This window comes from Bacteroides ovatus (genome assembly GCF_001314995.1).
Classification (GTDB): Bacteria; Bacteroidota; Bacteroidia; order Bacteroidales; family Bacteroidaceae; genus Bacteroides; species Bacteroides ovatus.
In genome coordinates, this window is the sequence record NZ_CP012938.1 from 4,952,500 (window position 1) to 4,977,392 (window position 24,893).

Consider the following 24,893-nt stretch of genomic DNA (forward strand, 5'->3'; position numbering starts at 1 on the left):
TTTATTATGAGAAAAATGAATCATTTTAAACTATTAGCGGTGATATGCGCAATGGCGCTATTTGCCTCATGCAATTTTGAAGAAATCAATACCAACCAATTTGAAATGAGCGACGGAGAAGGTGCGATGGATGGTTTTGAAGTCGGAGGGCTGATTACAGCTATGCAACGGACAGTGATTCCCGTAGGCACACAGGCTGATGATACAGATGTTATCAATGAATATCAAATAGCTTATCATCTATCGGCCGATAATTGGAGTGGATTTTTTGGCGAGAACAACAGTAACGGTTGGAACGCAGGTAGTAACAATACTACTTATTATTTGTTGGACAATTGGATAAAAGCGACCTATACGCAGTCTTATACCAATGCTCTTGATCCTTGGAAGAAATTGAAAATAGCGTCCGAGAAAAATGGTACGCCCGAAGTCTTTGCTTTGGCTCAAATTCTGAAGATTTCCGCTTGGCACAAGACACTTGAAAGTTTCGGCCCGATGCCTTATTCTCATGCGGCGGACGCTACAATGAACATTCCGTTCGATTCGGAGAAAGAGGTGTATACGGCGATGTTTGAAGAATTGACTGCAGCCATTGAAGAATTAACAGAAAAGGCGGAAAATGGGGTGAATGTAATGGGCGCTTATGATGCGGTATATGCCGGAGATGCTACCAAATGGGTGAAATATGGCAATTCGCTGATGCTTCGTTTGGCTATGCGTGTCCGCTTCGCTGATGCGGAACTGGCGAAAAAGTATGCTACTCAAGCAGTAAATCATTCTATCGGCGTGATGACGGCTAAGGATGATGCGGCTCAAATGAGTCAAGGGGCAGGTATGACTTTTCGCAACAACATTGAATGGCTGGCAGGCAACTATAATGAAGCTCGTATGGGTTCTTCCATCTTTTCTTATCTGATGGGATATGAAGACCCGCGTTTAAGCGTTTATTTTTTGCCGATGGATGGTAATGCCTCTTATGGTGTTGAGGCTTTCGATGGAAAAACATATCAAGCGGTGCCGGCAGGGCATGCCAATGCGCAGAATGATATCTATAAATCTTGCTCAAAGCCCAATATTCAAAGTGGAACTCCTACATATTGGCTGCGTGCATCGGAAGTTTATTTTTTGCGTGCGGAAGCAGCTTTAGTGTGGGAAGGTTTCGGCAGTGCGGATTCATGGTATAAACAGGGCATTGATATGTCTTTTCAGGAGAATGGTGTGACTGATCCTGTAGACGATTATATGAATTCCAATTTGTCACCTCGGGCATATGTTCTTTCCCATTATCAGTATGGGCAAACACTTTCTGCTCCGTGTGAGACTACTGTCAAGTTTGAAGGGACAACTGAGCAGAAGTTGGAAAAAATTATGATTCAGAAGTGGATTGCTTTGTTTCCTAACGGACAGGAAGCGTGGACGGAATGGAGAAGAACCGGTTATCCGAAGTTGAATGTCATTAAGACTTTGAAAGGAGCAGTGCAAGGCGCAACTCTTGAGGGCGGTATTCGCCGTATGATTTATCCCACCAGTTTTTCTCAGACTAACGAGGGAAAGGCTATTTATGAAGCAGCCTTGAAGTTGTTCAATAACGGTGCAGGTGGCGAAGATAAGTCTTCTACCCGTTTGTGGTGGGATTGTAAGAGATAACCTACATGTATCATTTTAATACAGATGAAGAATATGAAATCATTAAGAAAATTGTTATATATTATTCCATTGACAGGCATGATGGTAACTTCTTGCATGGATGTGGAGAATATTGAGATAGACCATATAGGCGGGTATGCCACAATGAACAATGCGGAGAGTGAGGCATATTATGCCAATCTGCGCGCCTATAAGGCGACTGCTTGGAATTACAATCGTCCCGTAGCTTTCGGATGGTATTCCAATTGGGCGCCTGCTGGAGCTTATCGAAGAGGATATCTCTCTGCTATGCCCGATAGTATGGATTTTGTTTCTATGTGGAGTGGCGCTCCAGGACGTTATGAAATCACTCCGGAGCAGAAGGCAGATAAAGAGTTTGTGCAAAAGGTGAAAGGAACGAAACTGTTGCAGGTAAGTCTGCTTTCTTATCTTGGTAAGGGCGCGACACCAAATTCGGTATACCTCGAAGTGGAAAAACAAGCGGAGGAAGAAGGCTGGTCGGCGGCTCAATTGGAAACAGCGAAGAAACAAGCCCGTTGGAAATATTGGGGATTTGAAGGTCAGTTTGAAAGTGAAAACCATTATGCATGTCTGGCGAAGTTTGCCAAAGCTCTGTGCGATTCTTTGTATGCAAACGAATGGGACGGTTATGATGTAGACTGGGAAATCGGTAGTGGTGTGTTTGATATGGATGGCACATTGAGTCAGAATAAGCATTTGATTCATTTGGTTAAAGAGATGAACAATTACATTGGTCCGAAAAGCGATCCGGAAGGTAAAGGACATAAAATGATCTGTATTGATGGAAATATTTATGGGCTTACCCGTGAATTGGATGAGTATGTCGATTATTGGATTATACAAAGTTATGGTAGTTCCAATCCCGGTTTTGATGATTATGGCGTTGATCCTAAAAAAATAATCTGCACAGAGAACTTTGAAAAGTATGCCACTAATGGAGGTCAATTGCTGAAGCAGGCTGCTGCTATGCCGCAAGAAGGTTATAAAGGTGGAGTAGGAGCTTATCGCTTCGATAATGATTATGACAATACGCCAAATTATAAATGGATGCGTCAGGCTATTCAAATCAATCAGCGGGTTTTCAATGAATGGAAAGCGAAACAAAACGAAGCGGAAAATAAACCGCAGAAATAAGTGGACTTATAAAATTCTAAAACAGTAAAAAGATGATGAATAAACATATATTCTATTATTTGATGGTAGGTAGTATGGCGTTATTGTTGGGCGCTTGCAACGACAGCATGAATGACCTGCTGGAGCCTAAGGTTTATTTCGAAAGCAAGGAATATAATTTCTCGGTGGAAGATGAAATGGATGTAATGACATTTGATCTGGTTTCAAGACTCTCGTCAGCAACTTCCTCTCAGGTAGACGTATCATATAGTGTAGCCGAACCAAGTGTAGTAGACGAATACAATGCAAAGTATGGCACAAATTATGAGATGCTTGATGTTTCGCAGGTAAAGCTAAGCAGTACGACATCTTCTATTTCGAGTGGAAAATTGTATGCGGATAATATAGAAGTCGAACTTTCCGGGTTAGAAGCCTTGAAAGCCGGGAACTCATATGTTTTGCCTATGCGGGTGCATTCGTCTTCGGTGTCGACTCTTTCCGGAACAAACATTGCATATTTCTTTTTCTCCAAACCGTTGAAAATTACCAAAGCTGGTAATTTCAGTAACCACTATATTTCTGTGAAGTTCCCTGTCGGTACTTTCTTCTCGTCATTCACTTACGAAGCATTGATTAATGTGGATTATTTCCTCGATAATAATACGATTATGGGAACCGAAGGTGTGATGATTCTCCGTATCGGTGATGCAGGAGGAGGAATTACTCCTAAAGATTATTTGGAAGTGGCCGGAGGACAGAACTACCGTGTAACGAAACCGTTGTTAACAAATCGTTGGTATCATGTAGCGTTGACTTATGATCAACCGACAGGAAAAACAGGTATTTATGTAAATGGTGAGAAATGGGCTGGTTCAGATTGGGGTATTGACGGTTTTGATCCGAATTCGGACATGGGTTTTTATATTGGTAGAATCTATGGTTTTAAATGGGGTGAACGTCCATTCCATGGTAAAATGAGTGAAGTCCGTGTTTGGAGTGTAGCCCGTACGGAAAATCAACTTAAGCAGAATATGCTGGGTGTTGACCCTGCTTCAGAAGGCTTGGCACTTTATTATAAACTAGACGGATCAGAGACTCAGGAAGGTGGAGTTATCAAAGATGCCACAGGGCGTATAAACGGTACTACAAATGGAATTACTATTAAGACGTTGGATGCTCCGATAGCTATCAATTAATGGAACACACAAATTTGTGAGAGTTTTTGCTCTTTGCATTTTTGAATATGAGTGAAAGCCTGCTTACTGAAAAGATAATATTCTTTTGGTAAGCAGGTTTCTTTTATTTATGTTTGTTTTATGAAGAAGTTACTATTTATCCTGTTTATATCTTTTCCATCTAAATGTTTTTGAAGCGTGGTGAAGAACGGGAAGTGAAGTTTATTTTGTCCGAAGAGGATTTCTCGCTTGTCGATCGGAATTTAAAGAGGATTGTGGAGCCGGGAACTTTTCAGATAATGATTGGTGCTGCTTCCGATGACATAAGATTACAGACGAAAGTAGCTATAAAATAGGAGATGCCATCTTTGACTGTTTGATATGTTTTCTAAATACATTCAGTGTGTCGGAAATTCCGACACACTGAATGTATTTGTAGCTTGCACCTATTTTTATTGTCAAACAGTTAGTATAACATTCAAATAAATGAATATCAATGCTCTCTTGATAATAACCTCTGATAATAGGCTGATAATGAAATATAGTCTCGATGCTATCATTTCATTCCACTTGGTTCGCGCTTTATAATTCGATTTTTAGATTTGAATGATCATAGACTATGGGAATACTTTCCCCATTAACAGACACAGATACCGGGCATTGTAAACTTCTGATATAGGCTTTGACTTTGGTGGAGCCATCAATCCATAGCTGCATGCGTCTATTTTCTTCTTTCTGAATAATAAATAGTTTTGCCAGCGAGGAGAAATAAGAGGTAGTTCCTCTTTTTAATGAACTGCCATAACCAATAAAATACTCTTTAGCATCTGCCGGAGCGCTCTTTTCCGGATATGTAACTATAAACATATAAGCATCTGTAGACCAGCCATCGGCTTCAATCCATGAATTGCTATGCATTAATCGTCCGTCTGCTAACTGATTAATATAAATATCTGTAATCTTACCCTTATTGCGGATGCGTAAACCAATCCAGTTTTTACCTTCACGTTTCTCAATCTCAGGAAGCTCTTTTTCATCGGGAGTCTCTTTTAAAATAATAGCAGTCACACCTTTCACTCTATTGACTTCGTCAGGCAAGTGAAAAGAATAATAACTATCTTTACTTTTCAAATCTTCAGTCGGTACTTCTATTACTTCCCAATACAAATTGTCCGGATAATCATGCACAAAATTAGATCGTGCCAACGTGCGAGGATATAATGGACGGACTATTACTGAAGAATTTCCATTTGTAATGTTTAGATCTGTCCCTTTTTTCTCAGTTATTCCTCCCGGATGCCACAACCATTCAAAATGACCGGTTTCATAGGTTTTTAAATCATCAATGATATAGATGACGTTGTCTATCCACAAAAAGTGACGGAAGTTGCGGCTAAACTGGTCCGAATAAGGACCTGTACCATTTGCCAACACATATTTTATATTTCCGGCATCCAACAGATAATGCAGATATCCTCTTAAGGTAGAACCATAATATTGCTGTTCTCGTCTTTGCCCTTTGCCATTGAATAATACGACATTATGTGCCTCGCTTTGAAAGAAGTAGTTGCGGTATTCGGGATTCGCATACCAACATCGTCCTCCATCTTTGATAATATCCTCTCCTTTATGAAAGACTATGAATGAATTGGCATCGGCATGAGAATGATTCCAGGTATATCCGGACTTGACGGCTAACATTGTGGCATCTTTCTCCCAAGAGTTGCGCATGGTTGCCCAACCGAAGTCTTTGAATAATTGTGATTTCTTTAGTTTAGGAACCTTGGGTGCTTTACTCAAATCGGGAGTATAGAGAAATCCTATCGGGCGGTCGATAAAATATCCATCACGGTGTTGCCCTTGCTCTATCTGATTCATATACCAAAGCATATCATCATTTTGAATCCCCATTGCATATAATAACATCAGACTACTTTCGGCAGCCGTGTTTTTATGACTGTCCCCGAAGTTTATATTATAAAGCATACCTGTACGTGGATAACAGATATGTACAAAAAAATCTGATAACTTCTCCAGTTGGGGTATCTCTATTGCTTTATCTTCCTTGTGAGTATTCATCCAAGCTAAGCGGAATAATAAAGCCTCTTGAATCCCGTAGTTTGCATAGTTCAGACATTCATACATTCCACCGGTCTCATCAAAGGTCTTTGGCTTTTGATGAAGCACATCTCCTGCAAACTCAAACCATTCGGGAAGGACTTCGTTGATAATCTTTACAGCATCTCTTGCTTCTTCCAATTCATTCTGTAAGCTTAGTGCAAGTAGACCACCCATACACGTACAAGAAGTCCACCAGTTGTGCCCCATTGAGTTTAGTGAATGAATACGTGTTGGCTCCAAGATCCAGTCACCTAATAGCGGGTCCATTGCCAGACGTTTTAATCCGTGAGCTATTTTTCTTCTTTCAGATTGAGAAAGTTCTTGATAGATGGCGTCATAAGCTATTGCTGCATAAAAAGCTTTATGTGCAATCTCAAGGTCGGCGTTCCAGGCTGGGGTACGAGCCATCATTTCTTGATTGCCCCAAGTTTCGTCCTCAGTGACATCCAGCAAAATCTCTTTTATTTTATCAGCATACTTCTTTTCATCCGTCATTAGAAATGAGAGTGCTAAATAGTCTATCTTATTCAATTGAGTTTTCTGCAATAGGTTATCGGCAGTTTTCCTGATTGAATTCCAAGCTTCAGACATTCGTGTATCCTGTCTGACACTTATTTTTGCCTGCTCAATTCGTTGAGGGGTATAAAGTAAGGCTGGATGCTTTATTTTTTCTGCATGGATAAAAAGTAAATATAAAGCTGCTGAAAGACATAAAAGAATTCGTTTCATATTACATTTTGCATAAATTGGTTCCTTATTTAAATGAAATACGAATGAAACGTCTATCTCGCTTAATCATTTGTGTTTTTTCGAAAATTATAATGTATACCCTTGTTGTATTGATGTTTAATCTCTATTTTTGTCTGGCAAATTAGGCTGGCTTATGAAAAATACAAAGCGTACAAGCATTATCACACTCGTTCTCCTGCTAAGCATTTTTAAGGTATACTCACAATATATGTTTCGGCATTGGGATGTGGTTGATGGGATGTCGGATAATCAAATACGATATTTTACAATGGCACCGGATGGTCGTATGGTCATTCGAACAGCTTCTATTTTAAACATCTACAATGGTGCTACATTCGAACATTTTTATCACGATAGGCGGAAAATCTATAAATGGGATTTCAACCGGAATCAAATATTTAAAGATTATCACGATGCTTACGGACGGATATGGATGAAATCTCCGGGATATTTGTTATTATTCGATTTGAATACCAATCAGTTTATTTATGATATTGATTCCGAATTACGCCGGATGGGAGTAAGTGGAAAATTGAAGAATTTGTTTATTGATGAGAGCAAGAACTATTGGTTTCTTACCGAAGATAATACATTCTATTTTTTTGATATATCCGCAGGAGAATTACAGATAATCGAAAAGGGGAACAGTGACTTTACATATCGGCACGGTATTCCGTACGAGTTAGCTCAATATAAGAATACTTATTATATCGTATATTCGAGCGGGCTAATTCGTCGTTGGGCCAAAACCTTGCGAGATTACACCGGTCAGGATACTTTTTTTGTAGGACGTATCTCTGAAGCTACAGACCGGTTAAAAATACAATCTACCTCCGATGGGAATCTATGGCTGATGTATAATCAGGCTGTTTGCTATCGTGATAAAACTGATAAAGGTTGGCAAGAGATAAGCACCATTAAAGGTATGTCCAACTTCTTTACCTGTATGGATTTGGACAAGCAAGGAAACGCATGGGTCGGTTCTTCGTGGTCTGGATTGCGGAAAATTGAAAACTCTACACATAGAATTGAAACAATGCCCGGATTGAAATTAGGTGACGGCAGTGTGTTAAGTAATGACATACAGTGCATCTTTGCCGATAATAATGGCGGAATTTGGGTAGGCACTTTGTGGCAAGGTATCTGTTACTATAATCCGAGTATGTATAAGTTCAAGCTAATTCAGACTGTTCAGAATAAAACAATGATTACCAACGAATCGGTGCGTTGTTTGTTGGAAGACGAAGACGGAACGATACTCATTGGTACTACTGCATACGGATTGATGCGTTACTCTCCTTCTACGGGAGAAGTCAGCAGGGCATTCAAAGATATTCTGTCCGGTGATCTTTGTCTGACTCTTTATAGAGACAGTAAAAAGAGATTGTGGGTTGGAACGTATTTGAATGGATTTTGCTGCATAGATGGAAAAAATGTGAGATATTACAATAAACAATTAGTTAATACAGAGTTATTCCCGGAGCAGAATATCTCCCGAGCAGTTTATGAAGATCCGGATGGGCGTTACTGGGTCAGTGTCAGTAATGAAGGAGTAGGTGAGCTAGACACCTCAACGGGAAAAATACGATTGTTGCGGGATAAACATCCGAAGATTAGCTTTCATAAACGCGATTATGGTTTTTATCCTGTCAGCAATTCTACTTTTGCGGTGTTTGGGGAAAATGGTATTTACTACTATGATACTCATAAAGATAAAATCTTTGTTCCTGAAATAGACGATCCGGATAATCCTAAATTTATGGGGCCTCAGGTAAGCTATAATTGTGTGTACAAAGATAGCCATTCGCTAGAATGGTTTGGGACGGATATTGGAATTCGTGTATGGGACGAACAAAAGAAGAAAGCTCATACGATAACTACAGAGACCGGATTGGCTAACAATTCTATATCGTCAATCATTGAGGATGATAGCGGTATTTATTGGGTATCAACGGTAAGTGGTATCTCACGAATTGAATTAAAAGAGACTTCTGAAGGATATGATTTTCTCATAGTCAACTTCAGTTCAGAAGACGGATTGCAGGGAGGAAAGTTCTATGAGAATTCATCGTTAAAAACCCGTGATGGAGAACTGTATTTTGGCGGTCATCATGGCATTAATTCGTTTCAACCTCAAAAGATTTATTATAATCATGTCCACAATAAACCTATATTCACTGCATTCCGTCTGTTCAATTCTCCTGTTAAGGAACACACAGAATATAAAGGGCGTGTTATTCTTGAATATCCGATAAATAATACTCGTGAGATTCATTTGAAGTATAATGAGAACTTTGTTACTTTCGAATTTGCCGGGCTTAACTATGTGAATACTTTGCAAACCTACTATAGGTATAAACTCGAGAATTTTGATCCGGACTGGAATGAAATAAAGACCAATGGTCTGGGAGTGGCTACCTATACCGGTTTACATCCGGGGAAATATAAATTAGTGGTATACACAGCCAATAATGACAGAAGTTGGGGAGAACAGGCCGCAGAAATGACTATTGTCGTTTCTCCGCCTTTTTGGGCAACTGTTCCTGCTTACATATTTTACATATTGATTGCAGGTGGAGTCATCTATTTGTTTTTAAAAGCTTATAGGAAGAAAAAACTTAAAAAGCAGTTCGAACAAGAGGCATTGAAACGTGAACAGCAGAAAGAAGAGCTTAATCAGATGAAGTTCCGCTTTTTCACCAATATCAGTCACGAATTCCGTACTCCGCTTACTTTGATAATGACGCCTTTAGGTATCCTTATTCAACAAGCGGAGAATCCAATGAAGGACAAATTGAAGTCAATCTATAACCATGCCGGTAATTTGTTGGAGTTGATTAATCAACTGCTTGATTTTCGGAAACTGGAGATGGGAGGTGAAAGTCTGAAATTACATCAGGCTGACATCGTAGAGTTTGTGCGGTACATTGGTTCAGGGTTTAAAGAACTGGCGACAAATCGATCTATAAAGTTTTCGATAGAGAGTGAATGTCCTGGCATGAATATCTGGTTTGATGATACGAAAATGCAACGGATTCTGAATAATATTTATTCCAATGCATTTAAATTCACTCCTGATGGAGGGCTTATCTCAACGATTGTAGCGACGGAGAAAAAAGATGAAAAGATATTCGTAAGAATCGAAATATCCGATACAGGATGTGGAATCAGTGAAAAAGACTTGAATGTGATATTTGACCGCTTTTATCAGTCGGAGCCAATTCCTGGTGTGACAGGTTCCGGTATTGGTTTGCATATGGTCAAAGAATATGTCTCTTTGCATAACGGAAAGATAGAAGTGCATAGCAAAATAGGAGTAGGAACAACATTTTTGATATATATTCCATCCGACTTGAAAGGAGACGACAGTGAATCCAAAATTCCGGCTATGTCTCCCGATGTGGAAGAAAAGGTGGTATATTCGGACAGGAAAACTATTTTGATAGTGGAAGACAATGTAGAATTCCGTCGTTTTTTGGTGGAACAATTGATAGGTCAATTTAATATTCTGGAGGCTGGAGACGGAGCCGAAGGCGAAGAAGTTGCCATACATAAGTCGCCGGACCTGATAATATCCGATATGATGATGCCGAAAGTGGATGGTCTGGAAATGTGTGTCCGGATTAAAAACAATATTCAGACCTCACATATCCCGATTATCTTGCTCACGGCACGTATTTCAGACGAAGCTCGGATAGAAAGTTATAAAGCTGGTGCTGATTCTTATATATCGAAACCTTTCAATTATGACATATTACTGACGCGTATTAATATGCTTTTAGAACAGCAGGAAAAGCGTAAGGAAATATTTCATAAAGAAATAGAAATCTCTCCTCAGAATATCACTATTACTTCTTTAGATGAAGAATTTGTGGAGAAAGCCTTACGGTTGGTGGAAGAGAATATGGAAAATCCGGAGTTCTCGGTTAATAACTTGTGTGATGACTTGGGGATGAGTCGTAGTCAGCTATACCGTAAATTTGAGTCCATTACAGGATTGACACCGAATGATTTTATTCGTTCTGTCCGATTGAAACGAGCTGCCCAGTTGCTTCGGGGCAGTTCATATAATATTTCGGAGATTTCGGACAGGGTCGGATTCAATTCCATTAAATATTTCAATAAATACTTTAAAGAAGAGTTCGGATTCACTCCGACGCAATATCGTTCGAATGGTAGTGGAGAGACTAAATAAAAAGTCTCTCCATTCCCATTTATATACTGAAAATGCCCTAAAAAGGGTATAATGAGACAAACTAACCTAATAATCGGGACAAATTATCTCAATGGTGTCGATTGGATTCGTCTATTTTTGCAGTGTGATTAAAAATAACTATGAACTGCAAAATGATGGAACCATGAAGAATATTCTATCTAAAAGAACATTTATTGTATTACCACTATTTCTTTTTTCACTTCATCCGCTTTGGGGACAGAAAAGTAACTTTAAAAATGACATTTGTATTCCGGGCAAACTGTATATGCTTTCGGATATAAGGAATGATGTTTTTGTCGAAGCACTAATTAAAAGATGGAGACCTTACAATGACTTTGTGAGATTTTCGGGTGACTGTGTTTATTCGAGAAAACTGAATCGTGTAGCTTCTGTCGATACTCCTGTGGATGGATCGAATATGAAAATCGAATTGGTCAATTCGGATGAGTTTGAAATAATAAAAGAAAAAGCAATTTCTATATGCGTAGGGAAAAAAGGAATAGGAACTCAGGAAGTTACTGTTCAGATACTGGGGGACAGTTTTGTCAACGGAGCTTTTTTCAGGGACGCGTTGCTGTCGAAGAATTATATTCCCGGTATAAAACTGGTCGGACTAAGGAATATAAAGAATGAAGAAGGACAATATGATGAAGGGCGGGGTGGATGGACAGTGAAGAAATACTTCGAGATTCCTAAAGGAGAGATGACATCATATCATGGATATATGCAACCTGTGGGTGAATATAGATATTGGGGGAGTTGTGAGTTTTGGAAAAACTGTTATAAGGTGATTAATGGTGAACTGACAGATACTGAAATAGTCTATAACTGTGGGAGATACGATCAATGCATAACTAAATTCGATAAGGAGACAGGTTATTTGGCAGCTCCGAAGAAAAACGATTTAATGTATGATAATGCACGTGGAAGCTACATGGTTTATACAGGAAAGAAGTGGAAGAATGTTGAGGTTGATGAGAGAAAATGGGCTTTCAATTATAGAAAATATCTGGATATGTGGAATCTTGATGCACCTAAGTTCTTTGCACAGATGTTGGGGCTCAATGATTATCGCGACAGTTTGACGGCCGATTATCGGGAATGGAATAAAAAGATTGCCGAGATGAAAGAGTCATATTACAAAGCTGTGCCCGATGGTAAATTTATAATTCTGATCCCGTGTACAACCTGTGGTTCGCTCAACAATGTCAGAGGAGATTTTACGTTACGGCAGAATGCATCCATGTGGCAACTGCGAAAAAATATCATTGATACATTTGATGGTAGGGAAAGTGAAGGATACTATGTCGTTGACATAGGCATTACCATTGATAATGAAAAAGGGTACAACCGGAATCGTGACGGAATACAGACCGGAAATCCCCATCCATATCCTAATTATCCGACAATGGGAATTCCTCTTGCTGCCTTTATTCAATATTATAGAGAACTTTAAAATAACAATGATGGCTAATACTTTTGATGATATCATAACTTGCTCTTATAAAGAGTATCACCAGATAATTCTCAATTACATAACCTATCGCATCACTCATCGTTGTGAGGCAGAAGATTTGGCTCAAGATGTATTTGTACGTTTATTGGATTATAAACAAATGCTTCGTCCGGATACTGTAAAGTATTTCTTGTTTACCATTGCCCGTAACATCGTAACCGATTATTTACGCAGATACTACAAAAAACAAGAAGTGAATAATTATATCTATGATATGATCCCTTCTTTTACTAATGAAACAGAAGAGAAGATTATTGCCGATGACTTGTGTAAGACAGAACAACGGATACTTGCTGCCTTTCCTGTACAACGGCGTACGGTGTATGCGTTGAGCCGTTATGAAGAAAAAGATACGGAAGAGATAGCCAATATGTTGAATCTTAGTCAGCGTACGGTAGATTATCATTTATTTTTAGGACGTCGTGACATGCGCCGATATATGAAGAATTGCATTTAATATGAACTGAATCAATAAATAGAAGTGAAGCCAATGAAGAAAAAAAGCAGAAAAAGTAAAATGACGGGATGTCTGCACATCTTGCCGAGTCTTGAGAATAAAAATAATAATGTAAAAACCTCAGATTTAATTTCATGAAACTCCGAAAGAAAATGCTATGTATGGTAAAGCAGGTGAAGAAGATAACAATCTTTGCTTGTTTGGTGTGTGTGGTGTATCCCGTTGCTGGGATACAAGCGGCTGTCGGTGAACAGCAGTCGGTAGCACAAACCCTGAAGAAAATTAAAGGAAAAGTGATTGACGTGTTAGGTGAGCCGCTTATCGGCGTCAATGTGAGTGTAGTCGGACAAACGGGTGGTACGATTACCGACATTGATGGTAACTATTCGCTAGATGTTCCTGCGGGTGCTAAATTGAAATTTAGTTATATCGGTTACGAAGACCAAATAATTGATGCAGGTGTAAAAGCGGTACTAAATGTGACAATGAAGGAGAGTACTGAAGTGCTCGAAGAAGTGGTAGTTGTAGGATATGGCGCACAGAAGAAAGAAACACTAACAGGTGCGGTGACCGTAGTTAGTGACAAGATGTTAAAGGATAAGGGAGCTCTCTCTAATCCTGCACAGGCTTTGCAAGGACAAGTGCCGGGAGTCATTATAACCCGTAACTCGGCTGCTCCGGGAGATGAGAGCTGGAATATGAAATTACGCGGTTCATTCTCGAAGAATAATTCAGCTCCGTTGGTGATTATTGATGGTGTGGAGTCTGACGATTTTTCCCAATTAAATCCGGGTGATATAGAGTCCATCAATTTCCTTAAAGACGCTTCTGCAGCTATCTATGGTAGTAAAGCTGCCGGAGGTGTTGTTCTGGTACAGACTAAAAAGGCCAAAGAAGGTAAGGTAAAGGTGGAATATAGTGGTTCGGTAACTGCTAAATTCGTAGGGTTGCAGCCTACACTGATGACATTGGATGAGTGGTGTGATGCTATGGAACAAGCTCGTTTGAATGATAACAAAAAGCTGGCAGACGATCAATGGCTGCAATACGTAGCTTTGGCTCGTCAGAATAAGGGACATTATATTAATGTGGAGCAGTCGGGTAATCCTTTCCCGGATTCTTTCCAAGGTTTATACGACTTCGTCTTTTTTGATACCGATTGGCAAGATATCATGTGGGGGACAGCAGCTTCCACTTCACATGAACTGAGCGTATCGGGTGGTAACGAAAGGTCTGTCTTCCGTCTTTCCGGACGATATATGTATGATGATAGTAATTTGAAATGGGGTAACAATAAGAATCAACGTTATAATTTTCGTTTGAGTAATACATTCCATCTTACAAAGAACTTTGATCTTGAGTCTATCATTTTCTATTATCGTCAGGATCAAGTGTCACCGACGCAAATTGGAGAAGCTTTGACAGCCGGAACGCAACAACCGGGTTTTCCTTCTTCCACGATGGATGGGAAACCTTATGCGTGGGGTAACTGGGCTACGCCCAACTGGCGTTGTGAATTGGGAGGAGACAACAAACTCAACACTTCCGGTATCAATATCAGTGAGACATTTAAATATCGTTTTGACGAGCATTTTGATGCAGTAGCCACTTTGGGGTATAACACCTCTACTGCCATTCGGGACGTGAAAAACCAAACAGTAGATTATTATGACTACACTGGTACAAAACGGGAAACGCGTGTGGAACCCAGGCAAGAGGATACTTATTATATTAAAACAACTGCACGAACCAATCTGTATACGTTAAATTTCTATTTGAACTGGAAGCGGACATTCGGTAGTCATAACCTCGGAATGATGCTTGGTACGCAATATAGCATGAAAGAATATGATTATACTGCAACTAAGGCTTTGAATATTTTACCTTCACTGAATATTATCAACGGAATAGGAGAGATAACATTACGCAACACAAAGAATGAAGGACCTTCCAGATATCAGGAAGCATTGCTTTCTTATTTTGCACGTTTGAACTATAACTATAAATCCAAATACTTGCTTGAAGGAAATTTCCGTTATGACGGTTCTTCTAAATTTCAGCCGGAGAATCGTTGGGCTTTCTTTGGAGGTGTATCCGGAGGATGGCGTATCAGTGAAGAAGAGTTTGTGAAAGGGCTGGGTGTTTTCGATGATTTGAAACTACGTCTTTCTTATGGTACAGTGGGTAATCAGGGAGGTATTGATCGATACGATGGTGTGCAGCTATACGATTTCAAACAGAATGGAGGTGCATTAGTGGGGAGTGGTTTACTTTCCTATGTGGATACAAACGGTAAGCTGTTGAGTACAGACCGTACATGGGAAGTCATCAAGAACTACAATATCGGTTTGGATTTCGGTTTCCTGGATAATCGACTGACAGGTACTGCCGAACTTTTTTGGAAGAAGTGTAACAATATGTTGATTGATGTCACCTATCCTGGAACATTGGGGGATAAAGCTCCTACCGCTAATAGAGGTAGTTTTAAGGCAAACGGTTGGGAAGGCACGATTAACTGGTCGGATAAAATAGGAGAAATTTCCTATCATCTGGGGGGGACTTTCACCTATACCACTAACAAATTGGTAGATAATGGGGGTGACGCTGTGATTAAATCCGGTGTAGTTTCAAATCGTGAAGGCTATCCGTTGAATTCCGTGTTCGGTTTGAAATATTGCGGTAAGATACAAACGCAAGATCAGTTGGATAAATATATTAATCAATATGCCAATGGCAATAACAATATTGCTATGCCTGGTAACTTGCGTTTGGGAGATAATATGTATGAAGATGTCAATAAAGATGGTAAATTGACAGAAGCTGACTATGTATATTTGGGAACTGACGATCCGAAGGTGTCTTTCTCTTTTAATGCCGGATTATCGTGGAAAGGCTTCGATGTCTCGGTTATTTTCCAAGGAGCCGGTAAACGCACAGTATGGCGTGGTGGCGAAAATAATCAAAAGGGAAAGAATGACAATTGGCGGATACCGATGATGTCTTGGTATAATAATTCAACGAATCAGTCGGTTGGTAATGTATGGTCGGCAGAAACGCCGAACGCCCATTATCCCACTTACACACATCAGACACAGATCAATCTGTATAACTATATTTGTTCTTCCTGGTCAGTGGAAGATGGTGCTTATCTTCGTCTGAAGAATGTTACGTTAGGCTACACGTTTCCGGCAAATGTGCTTTCGAAGACTAAATTCATAAGCTATGCCCGTATTTATGTATCGGGAGCTGATTTGTGGGAGAATAGTAAAATCAAGGATGGATGGGATCCGGAAGCGTCGCGCAAAGTAGAGACATTTGGCCGCTATCCTTTTACGAGAAACCTGACGGTAGGATTAAACTTGACCTTTTAAATATTAAATAGTATGAGATTAAATAAAATAAAAAATCTGTTTGTCGTTTTAACCTTGGGACTGTCCACACACTCTTGCCTTGATCTCGAGCCGCAAGAACAGTTGGCGGAAACGAACTACTGGAACACACCGGATGACTATCTGCTATTTGCCAATCAATTCTATGGCTGGACACGTCACTTTTCAGGAGCAATGGAATATAAGTCGACAAAACCGGTACATTCTGATTATACTTCAGATCTGTTTACCAATAAAGATGAACGTAATTTATTTAGCAATGGAAGCAATGCTGTACAGCCTGCGGATGCTAACTATACCAGCAATTACTCGCACATCCGCCGTACGAATCTGTTATTGAAAAATGCAGAGTCATATGCCACTCCGAGTGACATAGCCCAGTATGTGGGTGAAGCAAAATTCTTTCGTGCTTATTCTTATTTCGATTTATTGCAACTATATGGCAATGCTATTTTGGTGAAGGAACCTATGGAGGTAACTGATGCGCGAATGTATGTCAAGCAGAATGATCGTAGTGAAGTGGCTGATTTCATCATTAAAGATTTGAAAGAAGCCGTTCCTCTGTTACCGAAGTTCTCCGAAATACAAGAGTATGGGCGCATAAGTCGGGAAGGATGTCAGGCATTCTTGTCACGAGTGGCGTTGTACGAAGGTACCTGGCAAAAAAGTCGTGGTAACGTAGAACGTGGAAAAGAACTGCTGGATATTGCGGCGAAAGCTGCCAAAGACGTGATCGATAGCAAAACATTCAGTTTGTTCAAACCGGAAGCATTGGGTGACAGTGCACAGAAATATATGTTCATCTTGGAGGATGCGAAGTCTAATCCTGCCGGATTACAGAAAAGTGCTAATAAAGAATATATATTTGCTCGGCGCTTTGATGAAATATTGGCACCTATCAACTGGAATATTACACAAAGTTCATTATATAATGCAATATGGATTAGTCGTAAATTCGCCAATATGTATCTTTGTCAAAATGGACTTCCCATCACTTATGGAGGAAAAACAAACCCTCAATTCAAAGGGTATATGAAAATAGATGATGAATTTCAGGATCGTGACAATCGTATGCGTTATACAATGATGCGTCCTCACGATAACTTTTGGAACAATCAGAAACCACGTACTTCTTGGGATGGAAAGGATAAGAACCCATATATATCTAATTTTGTGCCGAAGACGGGGACCGGATATCACAATCAGAAATGGGCAACAGAGCGTAAGGTGGAAGATAAAAAAGAAGGTTATGATTTTCCTATAATCCGTTATGCTGAAGTTTTGTTGAATTATGCAGAGGCAGTGTATGAACGGGACGACAAGATCTCGAATACTGACCTGAATATTTCCTTGAATTTGGTGCGTCTCCGTGTTAATCCGGCTATGACTCCATTGACTAATGAACTGATTACCCAAAATGCGGGTATGGATATGCGGACAGAAATCCGCCGTGAGCGTACCATTGAACTATTCAATGAAGGCTTCCGCTTAGATGACCTGAAACGTTGGAAGACAGCAGAAACAGAAATGCCGATGGATATTGTAGGAATTCAGTGGAAAGGTACGGAGTATGAAAAAGTGTGGGCGAATTGTCCTTATGAGACCAATGCTGAAGGTTGTATCATTATTGAAAAGGGGCGTAAATGGGAAGAAAAGAACTATCTGTTCCCGTTGCCGAGTGACCAGTTGCAGTTGAATCCTAATTTGCAACAGAATCCCGGATGGGAATAATAATAAAAACAAATAATTGTAAGTGACATGAAAAACAGATATTCATTGTTTAAGAAAGGATATTGGGAGGCTGGTGTATTACTTGGCTTATGTCTGTTAATAGCTTCCTGCGGAGAGAAGGAATTTACTACTGACATGCCCGAGAACAAGTTGATTACAGCTATTTCATTGGAAGTGAGTAGTGAACTGCCTGTGCAGTTGGGAACAGATACAACTATTGTCTATCATATTACTCCCGAAAATGCGGATCATACAGAGTTGAAGTGGACGACTACTAACGAATTGGTAGCTACAGTATCACAAGATGGAACGATTTCTGCTAAATCGTTGGGAAAAACGATGATTACCGTAACTCCATCGGTAGGATTTGGAACAGCATCCACTGTACGGACTATCGAGGTAACAGTGATTCCGGAAGTAATCAAGACTACCGGGATTCAGTTTACAAACATTGAGGAAGGAGTTTACGAAACTGATAAATTACAGTTGAAATATGATATATTGCCTGCTGACCATACTTATTCTTATTTGACTTGGGCAAGTAGCAATGAAAATATTGCGACGGTAGATAAGAATGGAGTAGTGACGGGGATAAAAGCCGGAGATGTGACTATCTATGCATATACGCACGATGGCAGTAATGTAAGAGGAGAATATTCATTGAAAGTGATGAAATATGAACCTGCGACGAATGTTGAGATTGTTCCTCATACGGATGTTCTCTACTGGAAACAGCAACTTGATTTAGACTTTACACTAACACCGGAAGTAGCTACTGTAAGTTCTGTGGAATGGACATCAAGCGATGAGAAGGTATTGACTGTGGAAGGAGGAAAAGTGAAAGCCATGGGCTTCGGAGCAGCCACTGTTACTGCCACTTGTATAGAGACTGGCAATAAATCGACTATCGACTTGACTGTAGCCTCAGGTTTTTATGTATGGGATGCCACAACAGACTTTGAGGGATGGGCTATCAATAGTAATATTGGCTCTATGGAGCGTAAAGACGGAAAACTGGTTATGACCGTGACTGCTGATAATAATAAGCGCGTGTATATGCAAAGAGTCTATAGTACGGTAGCTAATCAGATGGATATGAATTTTAAAGATTATCCGGTGATTGCCATGAAATGCACAGATATACCATCGGGTGCACAATATACTCTTAATCTTGCTAACTTGGGAAATACCGTAAATATCGCACCGGCTATGAAAGTTGAGAAATTGTCAGATGGTACACAACTGGTTTATTATGACGCATCTTCCTTAGCACAGTTTACCAATACAGAAGGGGTTGTTCCGATTAGAGCCTTTATGTTCAAGATATTAAAAGTCGATATTCCTTCATTCTCGGCAGACTGGATACGTACATTTAAGAGTGTAGAAGAAATGATGACGTTTTCAGAGGTTGAGGCTGGGAAATAATATGGACTTATATTCACCTTATAGTTAAATGATTATGAAGATAGATTATATAAAGAATCAGATAAAGGTAGCAGGCATGGTGATTGCCTGCACCTCACTATGCTCGTGTAACAGTGAAATAGAAGATGGGACGACCGATATAGATAGTTGGCCGTTGCCTCGCATAGAAGTGACCTACCCTACGGAATTTGAACACCCGGGAGTTGTTTTTACTGTAGAAGACATCGAGCGTTTTCGTAAGATTGCTACCCAACAGATACAACCACAATATGCGGGTTATGAATTATTGAGCGCGGATAAACTCTCTCAAAGTACATATATAATGAATGGTCCTTATGATGAAATTTATGCCGGTGAAGATGCTTCTCATCCGAACATCATGAATCAATTTGGAAACGATTTTGCGGCAGCTTGTCAGAATGCCATTATGTTTGCTGCTACACAACAAAAAGGCTATGCTGATAAGTCAATGGAGATAATACGTGGCTATTCCGCCAGCCTTAAAAAGCCTGTCTATAGTGCGAGACAAGCCGGTTTGGATCATGTATTGATGGTGGGTAACTTATGCATAAAACTAGTTTATGCTGTTGAGCTTATGCGATATCTTGATGGTTCCGGGATGACGAATGAGGACTTTCAGGGAGCATGTGATATGTTTAAGCGGTGTTTTATTCCCGTATTAGATGATTTCTTCTCTATCACAGAGCCTAAGAATAAGGCAGTCGGTAACTTTGGCGTATCTGCCATTAACTGTTACATGGCCATGGCGATTGTATTGGATGATATGGAAATGTATAAGAAAGCTATAGATATTTATCTTTACGGATATGAAAATGGTTCTATACGTTATTATATAGATGGAGAAACTGGACAATGTCAGGAAAGTGGTCGTGACCAAACACATGCACAGTTGGGATTAGGTATGATGTCCATGCTTTGTGAGACGGCCTGGAAACAAGGTACTGATCTCTACGGTGTGTTAGACAACCGCTTGCCGAAAGGCTATGAATATACAGCTAAATATAATTTAGGGTATGATGTGCCATTCAAGTATATGCCGGAACTCACCGGGAAGTATAATTGGTATGAAATAGACGAAGTAGACAAGAAAGAGGTAGCCAGTGGTCAGAGACCTGAATCAAGACGTGGTAAATTTGCTCCTGTCTATGAGCGGGTGTACAATCATTATGCGACACGTTTAGGATTGGGAATGCCTTATGTGAAAGAAGTCTTAGAAACAAAGGTTCGTCCTGAAAACGCCGGTACTGATATTGCTCATTTGGGGTATGGGACTTTTCTGTATTGTAGCGAAGGTTTTGAATAGTAGTTTATGAAAAGACTGTTTTTTATATTCATTTCTTTCTGCATGGCGGCGGCTCTGTCCGCCCAATTGCAGGAAAGAATGGTTAAAGTGAATGTTGTACCTGATCATGTCGATTGGAAGTACGAACTGGGTGAGAAGGTGAAATTCAACGTTGTGGTGACAAAGAATCGTGTACCTCAAGAAAATGTGACTGTATGGTATGAAGTTGCTCAGGATATGATGCATCCATTACTCAAAGATACCATTGTCTTGGAAAATGGTGTGCTGACATTGGATGCCGGAACCATGAAAACTCCTGGCTTTTTGCGTTGTCGTGTCTGGACAAAATATGACGGTAGAACTGTTGAAGGACGGGCTACGGCTGCCTTTGAACCTGAGAAGATAAAACCGACAGCTGTTTTGCCAAACGATTTCAATACTTTCTGGGAAAGTGCCAAACAGGAGAATGTTCGAATTCCTATGAATGTGAAATTGCGTTTACTGCCCGAACGTTGTACCGAGAAGGTGAATGTTTATGAATGGAATGTACAGAACTACCGTTTGAACAGCCGGGTATATGGTATTCTTTGTGTGCCGGTAAAGCCCGGAAAGTATCCTGCTTTATTGCGGGTACCGGGAGCGGGAGTACGGGGATATGCCGGTGCGATTGTAGAAGCGGAAAAAGGTATGATTACGTTGGAGATTGGCATCCATGGTATTCCGGTAACATTAGAACCGTCCGTTTATGCTAGTTTGAGCCAGGGAGGACTTTATCGATATCAATATCAGAATTGGGACAATCGTGATGAAGTTTATTATAAACGCGTCTATATGGGATGTGTACGTGCGGTAGATTATCTTTGTTCTATGAAAGAATTTGATGGCAGCAACCTCTTGGTGCAGGGAGGTAGTCAGGGAGGTGCGTTGGCCATCGTCACGGCGGTTCTTAATCCGCGTGTGACAGGAGTCGTTAGCTTCTTTCCGGCACTTAGCGATTTGAGCGGCTATGAGAAAGGACGGGCAGGTGGATGGCCGCATTTATTCAGAGACTCCACCGATGCTGTCGAAATCAGAAAGAAGAAATTGGAAGTATCTTCTTATTATGATGTGGCTAATTTCGCAAAGCAGCTGAAAGTCCCGGTCTTCTTCTATTTAGGATATAACGACATGGTATGTCCTCCTACTTCCACATTTTCTGTATATAACGTAATTACTTCCCCTAAAGAGATTGTGATAATGGAGGAAGCCGAGCACTATGCTTATCCGGAACATTGGTCACAGGCTTTGCAATGGATTTATTCTAAACAGGGAATGTGAGAGGGGCTCTTATGATTCGTATGTTACTACTCATATTAGATTTGTACCTGTTTTATTGTCATACTGTCAGGGATACATTCAAGTAGATGAATATCAGCACTCTGTCACCTGACAATAACCATTGATAATAGGCTGACAATAAAATATCCCGACTTTTATTGTCAGCCTTACTTTTATCTCTTATAATACCTTTATAACCTGATAAACAGTACCTTTATAAGTATGCTTCGAAGGAATACCGCATTTTTGCAGCAATCTCCCGAAGTGATATACTTTGTTATCAGACAATGATATACCGCTTTTCTTTTTCAGATAATTTAGTATTTCGACCGGAGTAAGAAATTCTCCTTCCTCTTTCGTTTGCGCAGCTTTAAAATACTGATAAAACAATTGCAGCATAGCCGGTGTCTGCTCAAACTCACGGTTGTTTTCCGTCATAATCTGCTCATCCTCACTGTCAAACCAGTAGCGTTCGCCATGATGAATCTCGTGCATGGCTTGTGCATAAAGCTGTTCATAATCTATCGGCTGTGTAGTGTCGATGTTTCCCGTCACTTCAATACAAATGACACGGCGGCTTCCCGAAGGATCAGTCAGCAAATCCTTCTGATTGCTTGTACCGATAAATGAAGCATACCGCTGCAATTCAAGTACCGAGCGACCGTGCGGTTTCCGTAGATTGACCACAGGCTTTTGAAGAATATGTTTCAGAAATCCCTGTTGTGGCAGAGTTATCTGGTCAAACTCATCGATGTTGATGAGCGCAAACCGATTCAGATACAGTTCTGCATCCCGTTTATGGCTGAAATCAATGCTGTCTGTATAGTAAGCGCGAAGTGCAGGTGGAATCATTTCACGGCAGAAAGTTGACTTATGAGTTCCTTGTGCCCCCACTAATATGGGCGATGTATTATTCGCATGCATTTTATCTACCCCTCTCCAATGTGAAACCATATTCAGGAACCAACGGTGGAAAAGCAATTCCCAATGCGGATTCTTGCAAGGAACCCTGTTTGCCAAAGCATGAATACGGTCTTTGCCGTCCCAATGAGGCAGATGAAACAGAAACTCTTCCAACGGATTGTAGATCGGCACACGGTTGGAATGTAAGTATCGGTCTATATCCCTATCCCATACGCCAATACCTTCGGATTGTGCGTCGAGCATGATGCTGTTTTGTGCCCGTTTGTCAATGGGATGAAAGTAAAACTGAAACGAGAAACGCTCCCGATATTCCACTTCCCCGATCTGCGTATTATAACGGAACTCATAACGACGGTTCATAAATTCATCCATTTGCAGGCTAAGACGTTGTTCTTTAGTCAGGCAGCTGCTTTTGGGCACTCCCTTACATTCCTTATATACGTTTCTTATCATTTCGCGTACCAGCATCGGATTTTTTCTTTTGTAATAACGCATGATGGTTCGTCGGGTTACCTCCTCTTCCGGGATGCCGGAGTAGTAACAATTTTCGGCAAGCGGGACTACTAATGTTTGCAAATCATGATCGTTTCGATGCCAGTCCGTTTCCATTTCTTCGAATGTTTTCCGCAATGCCGCTTCATAAAGCAATGCTACCGTATCTTCCGTGTCATACCCCGGCAGTGCTCGATTCAGCGGAGATGCTTCAGTGCTCGATTTCTCATGATAAGTCATCTCGCCGGGCATACCGATGGGCTGTGAAAGATAGAAAGGTACGGGAGCGGGACGATAAATCAAGTCCGGATCATAACTAAGACGTGAGAATTGTTCCAGTTTCGGCTCTTTTAATAGAATGTTGAAGGGAAGTTGAGGCTGATAACATTTAATGGCAAGCCGGTAAGCATGTGCCTGAAACACTTCGGCTTCTTCCGTTGTTTGCGGTAAAGTGCCGTCCGGACGGGTGAAGCAAGTCCATATCTTGACGCTTTTACCACTTGCTCCCATAAAAGCCAGCATTGTTTGGGGAAGTTCGGCAGCCTTTTGCTTCACGATTTCCACTTCTGTCTTTCCGGCTAGCGGACCGATGGTCAGTTCTACAATGCCATTGTAGGTTTTCATTCGCTTCACTCCGTTCACTCGCCCGAAGGCTGCTGCGGGAATCACTCGTGGTAGTTTGCTGGCGAGGGAACAAGGCTCATCGGGTAGAACAAAATGCAGGGCCTGACGTAATCCGGTTACCGGGCGGAGCTTGGTTTCTTTTTTCATTTTTTCTATCAGCAGGTCGATGTCTGTTACGCTTAGTGCCTCCGTATCTCCGTTTTCCCTGATTTGTGTAATCTTCATTTTTCTTCTCTTGATATTTAATGAGAGTAAGTGTTTGTTATTGGTTTCAAAGGTACGGATAAGGTATCTGTAAAGCAAACTATTTGCGCTTTATCGCGATAAAGAATGTGCTTTCTTGTTATACTCTATTCAAGAAGGCGGACTTGAAACATTAACAAGCAAGTAAAGATATGCTCGCCACTGTGTATTGTTGCATAAAGACACCGTTATTCTTACGTTAACTTACCGGTATTGGTAGTTCGCCACGGCCGTGACGAGATCTTCCCACGGCCGTGGTAGGAATTCGTCACGGCTGTGGAAAGAAGTAACCACGGCCGTGGGAAGGTAAAGATACCGGTACTTTAGCTGAACAATACTGCTGCTTTAGCCGAACAATGCTGCTGCTTTAACGGAACAATACTGTTACTTTAGCAGAACAATACCTGCTTCTTTAGTGAAAGATACCGG

14 protein-coding genes are annotated in these 24,893 nt (G+C 40.5%); 12 read left to right on the forward strand and 2 right to left on the reverse strand.

Annotated elements, in window-relative coordinates:
• Positions 1–6: 6 nt before the first annotated feature.
• The 4 genes from Bovatus_RS18770 (at position 7) to Bovatus_RS24975 (ending at position 4,312) form a co-directional block, all read left to right on the forward strand.
• Positions 7–1,647: a SusD/RagB family nutrient-binding outer membrane lipoprotein gene (locus Bovatus_RS18770; RefSeq protein ID WP_004299793.1), complete on the forward strand. Its 1,641-nt coding sequence runs from the start codon at positions 7–9 to the stop codon at positions 1,645–1,647.
• Positions 1,648–1,680: 33 nt separating this feature from the next.
• Positions 1,681–2,802 (forward strand): glycoside hydrolase family 18, encoded by a 1,122-nt coding sequence (locus Bovatus_RS18775; RefSeq protein ID WP_052587970.1) that lies wholly within the window; start codon positions 1,681–1,683, stop codon positions 2,800–2,802.
• Positions 2,803–2,834: 32 nt separating this feature from the next.
• The gene (locus tag Bovatus_RS18780) at positions 2,835–3,977 is read left to right on the forward strand and encodes a DUF1735 and LamG domain-containing protein (protein WP_004299795.1); all 1,143 of its coding nucleotides are present in this window, start codon (positions 2,835–2,837) and stop codon (positions 3,975–3,977) included.
• 164 nt (positions 3,978–4,141) lie between these two features.
• A complete protein-coding gene (locus Bovatus_RS24975; protein ID WP_004299796.1) occupies positions 4,142–4,312 on the forward strand; it encodes a fibronectin type III-like domain-contianing protein in 171 nt (56 codons plus the stop codon).
• Between the two features lie 226 nt (positions 4,313–4,538).
• On the opposite strand, the gene Bovatus_RS18785 is transcribed toward Bovatus_RS24975, so the two are convergent.
• Complete coding sequence (locus Bovatus_RS18785; RefSeq protein WP_004299797.1) at positions 4,539–6,806, reverse strand: heparinase II/III domain-containing protein; 2,268 nt, start codon at positions 6,804–6,806, stop codon at positions 4,539–4,541.
• A 154-nt stretch (positions 6,807–6,960) separates the two neighbouring features.
• On the opposite strand from Bovatus_RS18785, the gene Bovatus_RS18790 reads away from it, so the two are divergent.
• The 8 genes from Bovatus_RS18790 (at position 6,961) to Bovatus_RS18825 (ending at position 22,181) form a co-directional block, all read left to right on the forward strand.
• Positions 6,961–11,022 carry a hybrid sensor histidine kinase/response regulator transcription factor gene (locus tag Bovatus_RS18790; RefSeq protein ID WP_004299798.1) on the forward strand — a complete coding sequence of 1,354 codons (4,062 nt, stop codon included), beginning with the start codon at positions 6,961–6,963 and terminating at the stop codon, positions 11,020–11,022.
• A gap of 163 nt (positions 11,023–11,185) precedes the next feature.
• Positions 11,186–12,499, forward strand: a complete 1,314-nt coding sequence (locus Bovatus_RS18795) for a hypothetical protein (RefSeq protein ID WP_224440825.1) — start codon at positions 11,186–11,188, stop codon at positions 12,497–12,499.
• A 1-nt stretch (position 12,500) separates the two neighbouring features.
• A complete protein-coding gene (locus tag Bovatus_RS18800; RefSeq protein ID WP_369746308.1) occupies positions 12,501–13,016 on the forward strand; it encodes a sigma-70 family RNA polymerase sigma factor in 516 nt (171 codons plus the stop codon).
• A gap of 134 nt (positions 13,017–13,150) precedes the next feature.
• Entirely contained in the window at positions 13,151–16,387 is a 3,237-nt protein-coding gene (locus Bovatus_RS18805) for a SusC/RagA family TonB-linked outer membrane protein (RefSeq protein ID WP_004299801.1), read from the forward strand.
• A 12-nt stretch (positions 16,388–16,399) separates the two neighbouring features.
• Positions 16,400–18,136 (forward strand): RagB/SusD family nutrient uptake outer membrane protein, encoded by a 1,737-nt coding sequence (locus Bovatus_RS18810; RefSeq protein WP_004299802.1) that lies wholly within the window; start codon positions 16,400–16,402, stop codon positions 18,134–18,136.
• A 27-nt stretch (positions 18,137–18,163) separates the two neighbouring features.
• Complete coding sequence (locus Bovatus_RS18815) at positions 18,164–19,561, forward strand: Ig-like domain-containing protein (RefSeq protein WP_004299803.1); 1,398 nt, start codon at positions 18,164–18,166, stop codon at positions 19,559–19,561.
• A 34-nt stretch (positions 19,562–19,595) separates the two neighbouring features.
• Positions 19,596–20,885 carry an alginate lyase family protein gene (locus Bovatus_RS18820; protein ID WP_004324610.1) on the forward strand — a complete coding sequence of 430 codons (1,290 nt, stop codon included), beginning with the start codon at positions 19,596–19,598 and terminating at the stop codon, positions 20,883–20,885.
• Between the two features lie 42 nt (positions 20,886–20,927).
• Entirely contained in the window at positions 20,928–22,181 is a 1,254-nt protein-coding gene (locus Bovatus_RS18825) for an acetylxylan esterase (RefSeq protein WP_004299805.1), read from the forward strand.
• Between the two features lie 180 nt (positions 22,182–22,361).
• Here Bovatus_RS18825 and Bovatus_RS18830 read toward each other — a convergent pair whose 3' ends face one another.
• Positions 22,362–24,446 carry a BT4734/BF3469 family protein gene (locus tag Bovatus_RS18830; RefSeq protein WP_004299806.1) on the reverse strand — a complete coding sequence of 695 codons (2,085 nt, stop codon included), beginning with the start codon at positions 24,444–24,446 and terminating at the stop codon, positions 22,362–22,364.
• Between the last annotated feature and the right edge of the window lie 447 nt (positions 24,447–24,893).